The organism is Spiroplasma ixodetis (genome assembly GCF_059729505.1).
Genome location: NZ_AP038353.1, coordinates 1,182,057 through 1,194,650, shown reverse-complemented (window position 1 = coordinate 1,194,650; position 12,594 = coordinate 1,182,057). Strand labels below are relative to the sequence as shown.

Below are 12,594 nucleotides of genomic sequence, written 5' to 3'. Positions count from 1 at the left end.
AATATATAAAAATATTTCTTGGTTTTATAGAAAACTATTTATATATGATTTAATATTTTCAAAATGTTTTAACAAATCACTATTGAAATAAAATTTAAGCATATTAAATACTTTATTACATAAAATTATATAAAATATGGTCATGCCATTATAAAAAAATTAAGAATTTAAGAAAGGTTTTTTATGTCTGAAAAAAGTAAAAAAAAGAAAATTATTACTGCCATTGTTGGTGTTACTACTTTAGTTGTTGGAGCCACTGCTGGTATTTTGTATACTTCTGATATAGAAACAAAAAACGAGGAAGAAAATGAAAAAGAAAAAAAATAAAATCACAATCTAATCCAAAAATTTTATTACCTAAACCACCAAATTCAAATAGACAATCAAATCGTTATAAATATACAATAATACAACAACAAGATACAATTTAGGTTAATAGTAATGGAGAAGAGCAAACAACTAGTAAAATAGACTTATCAGATATAAAAACTACTGAAATTGTTCAAATTGGATTTTATGAAAATAAAATTGGAGAAATTCAAGCTGTTAAAATGCCAAAAACAATTCAAAAAGTACCAGATCAGTTACCATCAGAAATAACAAGTACAAAACAGATGTTTCAAAGTGCTTCATCATTTAATCAAGATATTTCGGGTTGATATGTTTCAAATGTTACAGATATGAGTGATATGTTTGCATATGCAACTTCATTTAATCATAATATTTCAGTTTGAAGAGTAGAAAAAGTAAAAATTATGAGAGGTATGTTTTTTAATGCACATGCTTTTGATCAAAATATTTCAAGTTGAAATGTAAATAAAGTGACAGATATGTATCGTTTGTTTGCTGGTGCAAGAAAATTTAATCAATATATTTCGGGTTGAGATGTTTCAAATGTAATAACTATGCATTCTATGTTTGCTGGTGCAATAACGTTTGATCAAAATTTATCACAATGAAATGTTTCAAAAGTAATAATTCATGATAATTTTGCTATTAATTCTCGAATTATTAGTAGCATTGATAAATTCCCAAATTTTAATTTTTAGATTTTATAATTTATGATGAAAATTTGAAAGAATTATTAGTAATTTTTAATAAAACCAAAAATTGCTTTATATTAGAAAGTAATGTATAATATTAACGGGGATGTTCTGGTTTCGACAAGAGTGAACAACTAATTGTGGCAGTGGTTTGGTAGACCATAATACTACGAGGTTTCATAACCGGAAAACAAACTAAAACCGTAGTACCTAACTGATTCACAACAAAGTTAAACAACTTTGGATTTGGTTTAGGAAATCAAGCAGTTTTAACTGCTTAATTACTTAAGAAGTAAATACTACCGTTGCTAATAGCAAGTTTATCAATATTAGTAACGTATCATAAGGATAAACTAGAAAAAATGATGTTAATAAATTTTTTCGAATTTCCATTAACTAGCTATTCATAATTTCGTATAATTTATTATTAAATAGTGATTTTTCTAAATTATACTAAACTGTAGATACAGTTAGTCAGTTAACTTTTGGACGCGGGTTCGATCCCCGCCATCTCCACCATAAATTAAATGCACAATTGTGCTTTTTTTATTATTTAATTTAATAATTAATTATAAATAACTTTATAAGATTTTAATTGTGAAATAAATAATAAAAAAATATTTAAATATTTTATGAATAATATTGTAAAACAAGTTGCAAATAGTAACTAGTCTTGGTAATATTGAAAAGTCTTTAAATTTTTTAATTATATTTGGAGCCGTGGCCAAGTGGTTTAAGGCATAAGTCTGCAAAACTTTGATCGTCGGTTCGAATCCGATCGGCTCCTCCAAAATATTAATAATATTTGCAAATATACTTGTAAATATTACTTTTAATAAGTTATAATTAATTAGGTTTAATGATTTAATTATTTAATGAGTTACTATAAATTTTAGTAATTAAATGCGCCTGTAGATCAATTGGATAGATCGTTTGACTACGGATCAAAAGGTTGTGGGTTCAAGTCCTGCCAGGCGCACCATCGGGATGTGGCTCAGCTTGGTAGAGCGCTCGGTTTGGGACCGAGAGGTCGCAGGTTCGAATCCTGTCTTCCCGACCATTATTAAAAACAAGGGCCCTTAGCTCATTTGGTAGAGCGCCTGCCTTGCACGCAGGAGGTGGTCGGTTCGATCCCGATAGGGTCCACCATTTATATATCGGTTTAAACATTTAAACTAAAACTGGCGAGGTAGCTCAGTTGATTAGAGCGTTCGGTTCATACCCGAGAGGCCATGGGTTTGAGTCCCATCCCCGCTACCATAGTCTAGGACCCTTAGCTTAGTTGGTTAAAGCTCCCGGCTCATAACCGGGCGAGCATTGGTTCGAATCCGATAGGGTCCACCATAGTTAAATACTCGGAGGCTTACCCAAGTCCGGTTGAAGGGAACAGTCTTGAAAACTGTCAGTGCGCAAGTGCTCGAGGGTTCGAATCCCTCAGCCTCCTCCATTATTATTAAATTTTATACATCGCGGAGTGGGGAAGTGGTATCCCGTCGGGCTCATAATCCGAAGATCATTGGTTCAAATCCAGTCTCCGCAACCACGGTCTTGTGGTAAAGTGGTTAATACGCCTCCCTGTCACGGAGGAGATCACGGGTTCGATCCCCGTCAAGACCGCCAAAATAAAACATAAGTAGTATTAATTTAGAGAGTAAGTAAAAGGTCTTACTCTTTTTTTATTGTTGTAATTAATAATTATTTTATTCATTATGGAAGAAAGTTTTTTATTTAATTCAAGTAAAAAAGAAATATTAGATTATTTAAATGAAATGTATCAGTTGGGCTGCTTATAGTTTGAATGTTTCTGATTTGAGAAGAATAATATGTTTGAAATGTCATCAAACATTTAGTATTCTTCATGACACCATTTTTCACAAGTCACAAACACCTTTGACATCTTGGTTTTATCTCATCTTTAGATGAATAAACACAAAGCATGGTATACCATCAACAGATGTTGCAAGGGAATTGGGTGTAACATATAAAACAGCTTGAAGAATGGGTCATGAAATCAGAACTAGAATTTGGAATCAAGATGCAGGGTTCATTGATGATGGCACAGCACAGATGGATGAAATGTATCTTTCACATGTAGGTTTTAAAAAACAAGGAAGATCCTTGGTGAATAAAACCTTGATTGTTGGAGTTTATGAGAAAATCAGCAACAAACTAATTGTGAAAGTATTGAAAAAAGCAGATGAGAAAAACCTTTTATGATTTGCATTGAAACACATTTCTACTGGGTGTTGTCTATTTACGGATTATTAAAAGGGATATAGAAGTTTCAAAAACTTCTATCACAAACATGAAATCGTAAATCATGAAGTTGGGTATGTGTCATCAACAGGTGTAAACACAAACCAGATTGAATCTGCATGAAAACACATCCGACGAACTTTCCGAACACACATAAAAGTTTCAAAACACAATATTCATTTATATGCAAATGAAGCTGCATATAAATTCAATAAGATACATAGTTTTGAAACTATAATTTTGTGTTTGATTTAGATACATGTGGGGATAATTTCCTTAATTAAATTAAGAAAAGAATTAATACAATTAAGAATGGAAAATGATATTTTAAAGCAAGCAGCACTAATAATAGGCAGAAAATAGAAATTATTATCAAAAATAAACTTAAATATAAAATTCGTACAATGTGTCGTTTTTTAAAAATCTCTAAATCAACATATTATTTTAATTTCAAGAAAAAAGAAGATAAAATTCAAAATAATATGTATGATGAAGCTGTTATTAGTGCTTTTAAAGAAAATAAAGAAGCTTATGGAACAAGAAGATTAAAATTTGTTCTAAAAGAAAAGAAAATTAATTTATCAAGACGAAAAATTAAAAAAATTATGAATAAACATAATTTAATATCAAAATACACTAAATTAAAACCTAAATCACCAAGTGGAAAACTAAAAAAGATGCATCATTAGTATATCAAGCATTTATGTGCTCAAATCGTTGTTTAAAAGATATTCAAATATTTCATAGCGATCGCGGTAATGAATTTAATAATAAAACTATTGATAAACTTTTATTAGCCTTCAATATTACCCACTTTTTAAACAAAAAAGGTTGTTCTTATGATAAGGCTGTTGCTGAAGCAACTTTCAAAACAGAGTTTATTAATGATAAAAATTTTACATCATTAATCCAATTAAAATTAGAATTATTTGATTATATCAATCGATACAACAACATAAGAATCCACAGCACTCTAAACTACTTAACCCCCATAAAATACCAAGCACAAATGTCTACCAAAAAACAGTCCTAAAAAAAGTTGCCATTCCAAAGTCTAAATAATCAAGTTGATAAGTGAAAACAAATAAACTCAATAGATTTATCAGATTCTCATTCACACTTAGCAAGTGTAAGTATTTCTGTATACTCCATATAATCAAAAAAATATTTAAACAATACTATATTATTAAAATAAACAATAATTATTGAAAATTATTGTTTATTTTTCATATTATTTGTAGTTAAAAATAGATATTATTAATTATGTTTGTATTTATTTTAAAATTCGGATATAAGTTAACTATATATTTTTTAAATAAAATGCATTATAATTATTTTATAGGATTGGTGAAAGATATGGATAAATCATTAGATAAACAATTTTTAACTACAAGTAATCTTATTGGTCAAAAAGAGGTAAAGAAATTAAAGGAAACTCCTTTACCTTCATTATTAGATTTAAATTTAACAAGAGTTTATTTTACTAGTCTTGATGATGGTTTTTCGCGAATATTTATTTTAATTATTCAAATTTTTTTGAATTGGTTTGATTTTTTTTAATGGCATTGGTTTTGGTCAATTGGTTGCTAATCTTCATGGTATACCATCAGCACCAGTTTTTCAAAGTGCAATATTAAAAGTAGTAGCAATGTTAGTTACTGTTTTATTTGCTTTTATAATTTTAATTATGATTTTACCCGTTTTTTTATCTAAAACTATTAGAGGTATTGGTTTAAGTTGTTCATTTTTTTTAATATTTGGTTCTATTGTTAACTTAATAATTATTGGTATTAGTTTTTTTATGTTTTCTTATAGTGACAGTCCTTATCGAATGACAGTATTGATTTTCGCGGTTATAGCACTCTTATTATGATGAATTGCTATTTTGCATTGATGATTAAATACTATTGAAAATAAAAAATATTTAATTAAAAGTATTATTAAAATGTATGAATTAAGTTTTAGATAATGGAAATTTAGGTGAATAATATATGGCTAAAAAGAAAGATAATGATGATTGTAGAAAACTAAATAATATTACTAAATATGTTACTGGTAAAGTAGAACCAGTAAAAGTAAAAAAAAGTTTTCTGACAATAATTATTTCTTTAATTATGATAATTGGTTTAGCAATTAGTACTTTTTTTATTGCTCTTGCTATGCAGAGTGTTTTTAATATTGATGATTTTAAACAAAATATTCCAGAAGAATCAATTTTTGTTGATATGAATGATGTTCCAATTGATAGTAGTAATAAAAATTTACCTTTGCCATTTTTTGAAGAATAATCAAAAAAACAAGTTTTTGATTTATTAATAAAAGAATCTTGATGAGATAGTTTTTTTCCAACTAATATTACTAATTATGATTTCACTTTTTATAAACCTAATAGTAATGATGAATTAGATAAGATTTTAATTCAAACTGATGGTGTTACTAAATTTGATTTAAAATTAAAGTTACAATCTTCATTTATTGAATTTAAAATACCAGTAATTGCATTAATTAAAAATACTTCTAAATTTTATGAAAAATTTATGATGTTTAATCAATTTGAAGGAAAATTTAGTAAACATATTTCAGGAAAATTTCCAAATGGTAGTGATTATTTGCAAGAACAATGAACACATGGTTATTTACCAACTAATTTTTATTATGCGGATAAAATTGATAATACTGTTGTTTATAAAACAATCGAAGATGAAATTAATAAATTTATTAATGATTATGAAGAAGAATTTGCTAGTACTACTCATCTTTATCCAATAATATCAACAATTCCTTTACCAGATATTGACTTTAATGATGTAGTTACTATTAAACCATATTTTCAATTAGTTCATCATCCCGAATTAAATTATGTTGGTAATGCTGTTAGTAGTTCCAAATAATATGTTAACCTTTATTCATATTCTTCAAATTTTCCATTAAAGCCTTTTTATATAACATATGTTTCTAATCCAAATGTTGTTTATGATTTCATTGAGTTAAAACCAACAAGTATTGAAGAGGTTATTGATTATTTTAAAGTTAAGCCTATTGATTTTGTTCCTTTTAGTATGGTACAAGAAGCAGTAGATAGCGATGAATATAGTCCTCCACATTTATTATTGACTAGTGATAATAGTGGTAATCATTTTAAATATAAGGAATTGAGTTATTATTTTGCTTTTTCAAATTCAATAAATAATAGTATTGAAAATATTAATGTTAATGATTATGTTAATATTGGTGATCTAGAAACTTTTTTAGAAAATAAATATTGACAAGAAATGTATCAATTTGCAAAAAATAATTCTACTTTTTTCTTATTAGATTATCCTGATTCGATGGTTGATCCAAATATTAATTGAAATCTTGTTATTAAATCACTTGTTAGTTTTAAAGGATATTTTGTTAAAGCTTTAAATGTGCAAATTAATGAGTTAACTGCTTTTACTTTTTTAGATATTGATGGTAATAATTTATCATTAAAGGCAACTGATATTATTAAGACTGATGATATTAAAAAAATTAGATTTCATATTGGAAAAGATTTGACAAGCAGTGGCTATGTTCCCAAACGTCATAGTTTTAATTTTACTTTTAAAGTAAAGTGAATTTAAATACTTAAAAATAAGTGTTGATTTTATGAAAATGGGTTAAATTTTGATAACTATAATTTAATATTTATATACTACTTATATAAAATATTTTTAATTATATAGGTTATTAATTGTAAAATTAATATAAATTTGTTATTATTCTTATGTATATTAAGTAATGTTTTTCTTTTATTGTTTGTTTTTATATTTTTTTATGTTAAGATTTGTTTGTTATTAAAATATAAAATTTGCTACCTTAAAGTAGTGTTCAGTGGAGTTTTATATGAATATTCAGCAATATTTTTATATTAAAAATTTTTTTTATGCTTGTTATGTAAAAAATATAGTATTACCTATTTCATTTTTGACTAATATTGGAAATAAAAAAGGTAAATGTTATGTTGGTAATAAGCAAAAATTAAGAAATAGTACTGTTCGTACTAAAACTAATTTAATTCAAAAAGCATTACATAATTTTTATAATAGTAAGATGTTAAGTTTTGTTACTTTAACTTATAAAGATAATATGCAAGATGTTAAAAAAGCAATAGATGATGTTAAGTCTTTAAATCAAACTGATGTAGGTGTAAAAGCCTATGCTTTTAGTCATAATTGTAAAAATCATATTGTGGTTCGTGGTATTAAGAAATTAACAATTGGAGATATAATTAAAGCAAGTTTTAATGCTACAAATGTATTTTAAAACTCAAAGAGATAATAATGGTAATACTGTTATGATTGGTGGTATTATTGAAAGTACTGTTGTAAATGATTGTTTTAAAGAGTATGAAGATTATGAACGATATGTATATTTAAGTGCTTTATCGTATAAAGATGATTTACGGACTAGTGAAATTGGTTATCTAATTCAAAAAGATAAAGATGTTTTGATTTGGGCAGAGAAAGTTTTTGGTAATAAAGTGAGGATTTTTAATAATATGTGTATCTTTGTTTTACAAATTTAATAGTTTATATTAATTCTATCTTCAAATTTTATCATAAAATGAGCAATTGCTGTATTTCAATTTTGAATGGGCATTGTTCATTTTTTTGTTATATTTTCAATTGCTAAGTAAAATATTTTGAAAACTGCCATATCATTTGGAAAAACTTTTTTATTTATAATAACTTTTCGTAATTGACTATTAACAGATTCAATAGCATTTGTTGTATAAATCACTCTTTTGATTTCTGCAGGATAACTAATAAAAACCATTAAATTATCTCAATTTTTATATCACGATTTAGCAATTTGAGGATATTGTTTATTTCATTTACTTTCAAAAGTTTCTAAAGCTTGCATTGCTTGTTCTTCACTACATGCACTATAAATTGGTTTTAAATCTGTAACTAGTGATTTTCTATGTTTGTATGAAACATATTTTAAACTATTTCTAATTTGATGAACTATGCATAATTGATGTTCGGTTTTAGGATAAACTGATTGTATTGCTTCTGACATTCCTGTTAAATTGTCACTACAAGCAATAAGAATATCATTTAAGCCTCGATTTTTCATTTCTGTGAAATTAGATAATCAAAACTTAGAACCTTCATTTTCACTAATTCATAAACCTAAAAAATCTTTTTTACCTTCTAAATCAACTCCTAATGCTATATAAACTGATTTGTTAATAATGCGTTTATCTTGTCGTACTTTAACTACTATACAATCAAAATAAACAATCGGATAAACACTTTCTAATGGCCGATTTTGTCATGCTTTAACATCATCAATAACATCATCAATAACACTTTCACTAATATCAGCACCATGATATAACTCTTGTAACTGCATTCTAATATCTGATAAAGTCATGCCTTTGGCATATAATGAAAGAACTTGTTGATCAAAACCATCAAATCTTCTTTGTCTTTTTGCAACTATTACTGGCTCAAAATTACTATTACGATCTCGTGGTACATTAATATCAATTTTACCTTGTTGGGTTATTAATTTTTTTGAATTTATACCATTGCGAGCATTATCACTATTATTATGTTCATTTTTTTCATATCCTAAATAATTTTGCATTTCAGAATTCAACATTTTTTCAACTAATCTTTTTGTTAATTCTTTATATAAACCTCCCTCTTTAAATACGGTTGTTAAATCTTCAGTATTTTCTAATAATAAATCTACTGCTTTTGATATTGGATCATTATTATTAATATTTTTTTTTAGACATACGTAACTCACTCTTTTTAGTTATTTAATTTTATTTACTAGAATTAATTAAACATAGTTATTTTTGTAAGTTACACAGATTACTAAACATTACCAATAAAGTCGAAAAAATAGATTTTAAGAAAAGAGTTTTACATTAGAAAAAAAACTTAATTTTTCTATAATTTTACTTGTATATATATAATGTTTATTGTCAAAATAATTTAAGGTCACCACTGAAGACTTTATTTTGTTTTGATATTTTTTGTTTTTTACTTGAAATATATATATATATATATTTATATATAAGATGGTTTACCCACATCTTAATCTGACTTTATTAGTCGTTTCAGTGGAGGTTAATTTTTTTTATGTTTAAAGTATAGTTAGTTAATATTGAAAAAGGGCGTATTATTACCGATAAAAATAATAAAAGTCAAACATTAAAGTTTGATTTTTTGAAGTTTGTAGAAATAAATAAACAAACAAGCGTGCCAACTGGTCAAACACGTGATAAATGATATAATCCGGAATTTGCTAGTGATTTTAATAATTGTTTATCTATTGTTGATTTAAAAGTTGGTAATTTTTATTCACTTGAACTTGATTTAAGCGGTAATATTAAAAAATTTTCTAATTGAAAATAATTATTTATTAAAAGGGTAATTTTAAATAATTATTAATATGTTAGGAGTTAATTTTAAATTATGGCTAAAAATGATAATTGTTCATGTGAACAAGCATTTCATTTAGCTATTTATATGTGTAAACTTTGTGACCAAGTTATTTGTCCTAAAAGAGTTTTACAAAACTTATATACTAGAAAATATTATTGTCCAAATTGTATATTAGATATTGCTTTAAATAAATCAATGAGACAACAAGAAAGTAAGTTAAATTATGAGACATAAATGTAGTGATTGAACTTATGAGCGAGTATATGGTTGTGAAATGTGTTACAGAGTTGTTAATGAAATGGAACGAATAAGAAAAGAGAATAAAAGAAAAAAGTAAAAATTAAATAAGCTCCTTATTAGTATATAAAGTAAGGAGTTTTATTTATGCCTAATGAGTTAGAACAAACTAGTAATTATACTTTAACTAAAATATTAAGAACTGGATTAAGTCCATTAAGTGCTATGGTTGGAGTTAGTGCTTATTATGGTCAATATTTAAAAGACCCAATTTTAGGTTCTATTAATTATTTGTTGTTTAGTAAAAAGTTGGCAATTGATATATGAAATATTAATCAAAGACCAACTACTAAAAATAAAGTTATTAATAGTTATAAAAAGATATTTTTAGGTTTAGGAACAATTGGTTTGATTAATTATGTTAAGTTTGTTCAATATGTAGATAAGTCAGTTTCTTTATTAAGAGATGAACCATTTTTTTCACCACCTTGTCCTACTGAACCACCTAAACCAACGTATCAACCATTTACAACTGTTAAACCGATAATTGATGTTTCTTTTGTAGATTGAGATACTTATATATCTTTAACTAGTTTTGGTATAGCGAATGTTATTAGTGGTTTAACTGAGTTAATACCTAATAGATTTGAAATTATACGTAAAATAGCAAATATGGCAACTGGTGGTTGTTTAATATCTTCTGGAGTTGCTATGGGTATTAATAATGGTTTTAGTAATTATTTTGCTATTCCTACGATTATTGCCGGTGCAAGTGAGATTATTAATACTTTATTGTTACCTTTGGGAAGTACATATAATAATACAGAATTACAAGAAGTATTTACAGATGAAAGAGCAAGATTAATTAATGGTAGTGTTAATGATTATCAAAGTACAGATGACGGTATGGTTGATATTGATTTAAATGATGATAGTATGTCAGAGATTAATTTAGATAGAGCAAGTTTAAATTGGGATTATTCTTATGCTTATACATTAGGTGGTGTTTAATAATGGAAAATAAAGAAATTAAAAAAAAGTGGTATGACACTTCTAAATTTCATGTTTTTTGTTTTATTGTTGGTTTTTTTTCAATGGTTTGAACTGTTGCTGAAATAAATAATATTATAAATAGCAATTTTAACTTTTTTATTGTTTTAGATTTAGGTATTAATATTTTACTTTTTGTTTTAGTAATTGTTTATGAATTATTTACTTTAATTGATTTTTTAAAAAAAGGAAAAAAAGAAAGTGATAAATAATGGATTTTAAAGAAATTATAAAATATTAGTTATATATTGGTGGGTTTTGTTTAATTCTTTGGTTTTGCAGAAATTGAATACGTGAGGGTATAGAAAAATATAAACATAGAAAACATATAAAGAAGAATGATAGTAAGCCTGATTGTATTTTTTGTCGTAAAGATTTTGAAAAGAAAAAACGTAAATTAGAAATGGAAAAACAACAAAGAGAATTAGAGAAAGGAGGTGATTAATATGCCCGCTGGATTATCAGCATTATTAAATATTATTGGTGGTGTTGGCCAACAATTATTAAATGCTTTTACTTATATTTTTGGTTGAGTATTTACAACTGGTGATGATGGAACACTTACAAATTGACCAGTGTTAATTTCAATTGTATTTATGGTATTAGTGTTTATCAAACAATTTGTGGGACATATTATTCATGGAACACATTAGTAATTAGAAAGGAAGTAAGCAAATGGTAAAGTTATTTTTTAGTTTGGTTTTTGTTTTAACTTTATTAGGTAGACTTTTACCGGTTGTTAATACTTTGGTACAAACTATTTATATGCAGTATTTAAGTTCTTTTGCTGGATTACATACTGTGACACTTTTAGGGCGCATCAAGTTAATGGTTAGATTTAATAAGAACTTAAATGAGAGATAACACTCTCATTTTTTAATTGTTAAACAATTATAATTAATTATTTTATTAAACCAGCACTTTATTAAAGTAATTAATTATTAAATAACTAAATAAAAAAATTATTTAGACTATTGTGCTGGAATATTCCAATAGTAATTTTTGTGTTGCTCTTTTACAATTTGATATTTTTTTGGTTACCTTCCCCTAGAACCCCTACCCTCCAAGGCTTTGCTACTTACAGTAGCAAAGCCTTACGTATAGTAGATAAGTAGTTAGTAGTATATAAGCCTTTTTTATCACTGTAGGTGATAAGGCTTATACATAGAAAGGATACGTAATGATTAATGTTAATTTAGATATTAAAAATAAAATTAAAGAAACAACTAAAGGTATGTTATTAGAAATTGGTGAATATGAAACATGATTTCCTATTAAAGATACTATTATTGATGAAAAAAATAAAAAAATAGCATTAAAAATAATTGAAGATTTTTATTATAAATTAGGTAAAAAATAAATTACAAAATATATTAAAAGTGTTAAAGGTAGTGATATTTTAAAATATATTAAAAATATTCCAAATATTACTAGAAATGAAAATGAATTAATATCTTGTGAATTTTATGAACAATATAATGGTTATTATATTTTTAAAAATGATAAAAATCAAGAATTTTTTAAATATAACATTACATGATAACAAGGCATGAAAAGTTTTAAAATAAATAATCCATATA

20 protein-coding genes, 9 tRNA genes and 1 other RNA gene are annotated in these 12,594 nt (G+C 25.6%); 29 read left to right on the top strand and 1 reads right to left on the bottom strand.

What is annotated here, in order from left to right:
- The first annotated feature begins 183 nt into the window (after nt 1-183).
- The 23 genes from AC6I4F_RS07805 to AC6I4F_RS07695 all read left to right on the top strand — a co-directional run bounded on the left by AC6I4F_RS07805 (nt 184) and on the right by AC6I4F_RS07695 (nt 7,848).
- A complete protein-coding gene (locus AC6I4F_RS07805) occupies nt 184-327 on the top strand; it encodes a hypothetical protein (RefSeq protein ID WP_497873472.1) in 144 nt (47 codons plus the stop codon).
- Between the two features lie 224 nt (nt 328-551).
- Nucleotides 552-1,049, top strand: a complete 498-nt coding sequence (locus AC6I4F_RS07800; protein ID WP_497873471.1) for a BspA family leucine-rich repeat surface protein — start codon at nt 552-554, stop codon at nt 1,047-1,049.
- A 96-nt stretch (nt 1,050-1,145) separates the two neighbouring features.
- Nucleotides 1,146-1,562: a transfer-messenger RNA gene (ssrA, locus tag AC6I4F_RS07795) on the top strand.
- A 195-nt stretch (nt 1,563-1,757) separates the two neighbouring features.
- A tRNA-Cys gene (locus AC6I4F_RS07790) sits at nt 1,758-1,833 on the top strand.
- Between the two features lie 115 nt (nt 1,834-1,948).
- Nucleotides 1,949-2,025: transfer RNA gene (locus tag AC6I4F_RS07785), tRNA-Arg, on the top strand.
- Nucleotide 2,026: 1 nt separating this feature from the next.
- Nucleotides 2,027-2,103: transfer RNA gene (locus AC6I4F_RS07780), tRNA-Pro, on the top strand.
- A 13-nt stretch (nt 2,104-2,116) separates the two neighbouring features.
- A tRNA-Ala gene (locus AC6I4F_RS07775) sits at nt 2,117-2,192 on the top strand.
- A 34-nt stretch (nt 2,193-2,226) separates the two neighbouring features.
- Nucleotides 2,227-2,303 (top strand) — tRNA-Met (locus AC6I4F_RS07770).
- Between the two features lie 7 nt (nt 2,304-2,310).
- Nucleotides 2,311-2,387, top strand: a tRNA-Ile gene (locus AC6I4F_RS07765).
- A 13-nt stretch (nt 2,388-2,400) separates the two neighbouring features.
- Nucleotides 2,401-2,490, top strand: a tRNA-Ser gene (locus tag AC6I4F_RS07760).
- Between the two features lie 21 nt (nt 2,491-2,511).
- Nucleotides 2,512-2,586 (top strand) — tRNA-Met (locus tag AC6I4F_RS07755).
- A 1-nt stretch (nt 2,587) separates the two neighbouring features.
- A tRNA-Asp gene (locus AC6I4F_RS07750) sits at nt 2,588-2,663 on the top strand.
- A gap of 144 nt (nt 2,664-2,807) precedes the next feature.
- A complete protein-coding gene (locus tag AC6I4F_RS07745) occupies nt 2,808-3,311 on the top strand; it encodes a hypothetical protein (RefSeq protein WP_497873470.1) in 504 nt (167 codons plus the stop codon).
- 66 nt (nt 3,312-3,377) lie between these two features.
- Entirely contained in the window at nt 3,378-3,554 is a 177-nt protein-coding gene (locus AC6I4F_RS07740) for a hypothetical protein (RefSeq protein WP_497873469.1), read from the top strand.
- 149 nt (nt 3,555-3,703) lie between these two features.
- Nucleotides 3,704-3,988, top strand: coding sequence for an IS3 family transposase (locus AC6I4F_RS07735; RefSeq protein WP_497873468.1), 285 nt, complete (start codon nt 3,704-3,706; stop codon nt 3,986-3,988).
- 14 nt (nt 3,989-4,002) lie between these two features.
- Nucleotides 4,003-4,332, top strand: a complete 330-nt coding sequence (locus AC6I4F_RS07730; protein ID WP_497873467.1) for an IS3 family transposase — start codon at nt 4,003-4,005, stop codon at nt 4,330-4,332.
- A 323-nt stretch (nt 4,333-4,655) separates the two neighbouring features.
- A complete protein-coding gene (locus tag AC6I4F_RS07725) occupies nt 4,656-4,859 on the top strand; it encodes a hypothetical protein (RefSeq protein ID WP_497873466.1) in 204 nt (67 codons plus the stop codon).
- Entirely contained in the window at nt 4,846-5,268 is a 423-nt protein-coding gene (locus AC6I4F_RS07720) for a hypothetical protein (RefSeq protein ID WP_497873465.1), read from the top strand. Before AC6I4F_RS07725 ends, AC6I4F_RS07720 begins: the two co-directional genes overlap by 14 nt.
- Before the next feature lie 22 nt (nt 5,269-5,290).
- Nucleotides 5,291-5,587 carry a hypothetical protein gene (locus AC6I4F_RS07715; RefSeq protein ID WP_497873464.1) on the top strand — a complete coding sequence of 99 codons (297 nt, stop codon included), beginning with the start codon at nt 5,291-5,293 and terminating at the stop codon, nt 5,585-5,587.
- A gap of 249 nt (nt 5,588-5,836) precedes the next feature.
- A complete protein-coding gene (locus AC6I4F_RS07710; RefSeq protein WP_497873463.1) occupies nt 5,837-6,190 on the top strand; it encodes a hypothetical protein in 354 nt (117 codons plus the stop codon).
- Between the two features lie 168 nt (nt 6,191-6,358).
- Nucleotides 6,359-6,904 (top strand): hypothetical protein, encoded by a 546-nt coding sequence (locus AC6I4F_RS07705; RefSeq protein WP_497873462.1) that lies wholly within the window; start codon nt 6,359-6,361, stop codon nt 6,902-6,904.
- Between the two features lie 343 nt (nt 6,905-7,247).
- Complete coding sequence (locus AC6I4F_RS07700) at nt 7,248-7,586, top strand: hypothetical protein (protein WP_497873461.1); 339 nt, start codon at nt 7,248-7,250, stop codon at nt 7,584-7,586.
- On the top strand, nt 7,576-7,848 hold the full coding sequence (locus AC6I4F_RS07695) for a hypothetical protein (protein ID WP_497873460.1): 273 nt from the start codon (nt 7,576-7,578) through the stop codon (nt 7,846-7,848). The genes AC6I4F_RS07700 and AC6I4F_RS07695 overlap by 11 nt, the downstream gene beginning before the upstream one ends.
- On the opposite strand, the gene AC6I4F_RS07690 is transcribed toward AC6I4F_RS07695, so the two are convergent.
- Complete coding sequence (locus AC6I4F_RS07690) at nt 7,845-9,056, bottom strand: IS256 family transposase (RefSeq protein ID WP_497874686.1); 1,212 nt, start codon at nt 9,054-9,056, stop codon at nt 7,845-7,847. The two genes, AC6I4F_RS07695 and AC6I4F_RS07690, sit on opposite strands and share 4 nt — an antisense overlap.
- Before the next feature lie 452 nt (nt 9,057-9,508).
- On the opposite strand from AC6I4F_RS07690, the gene AC6I4F_RS07685 reads away from it, so the two are divergent.
- The 6 genes from AC6I4F_RS07685 (at nt 9,509) to AC6I4F_RS07660 (ending at nt 12,374) form a co-directional block, all read left to right on the top strand.
- Complete coding sequence (locus AC6I4F_RS07685; RefSeq protein ID WP_497873459.1) at nt 9,509-9,697, top strand: hypothetical protein; 189 nt, start codon at nt 9,509-9,511, stop codon at nt 9,695-9,697.
- Between the two features lie 60 nt (nt 9,698-9,757).
- A complete protein-coding gene (locus AC6I4F_RS07680) occupies nt 9,758-9,961 on the top strand; it encodes a hypothetical protein (RefSeq protein WP_339049248.1) in 204 nt (67 codons plus the stop codon).
- 150 nt (nt 9,962-10,111) lie between these two features.
- The gene (locus AC6I4F_RS07675) at nt 10,112-10,975 is read left to right on the top strand and encodes a hypothetical protein (RefSeq protein WP_497873458.1); all 864 of its coding nucleotides are present in this window, start codon (nt 10,112-10,114) and stop codon (nt 10,973-10,975) included.
- 2 nt (nt 10,976-10,977) lie between these two features.
- Complete coding sequence (locus AC6I4F_RS07670; RefSeq protein ID WP_497873457.1) at nt 10,978-11,226, top strand: hypothetical protein; 249 nt, start codon at nt 10,978-10,980, stop codon at nt 11,224-11,226.
- A gap of 234 nt (nt 11,227-11,460) precedes the next feature.
- A complete protein-coding gene (locus AC6I4F_RS07665) occupies nt 11,461-11,667 on the top strand; it encodes a hypothetical protein (RefSeq protein WP_497873456.1) in 207 nt (68 codons plus the stop codon).
- Between the two features lie 527 nt (nt 11,668-12,194).
- Complete coding sequence (locus AC6I4F_RS07660) at nt 12,195-12,374, top strand: hypothetical protein (RefSeq protein WP_497873455.1); 180 nt, start codon at nt 12,195-12,197, stop codon at nt 12,372-12,374.
- The last annotated feature ends 220 nt before the right edge of the window (nt 12,375-12,594 follow it).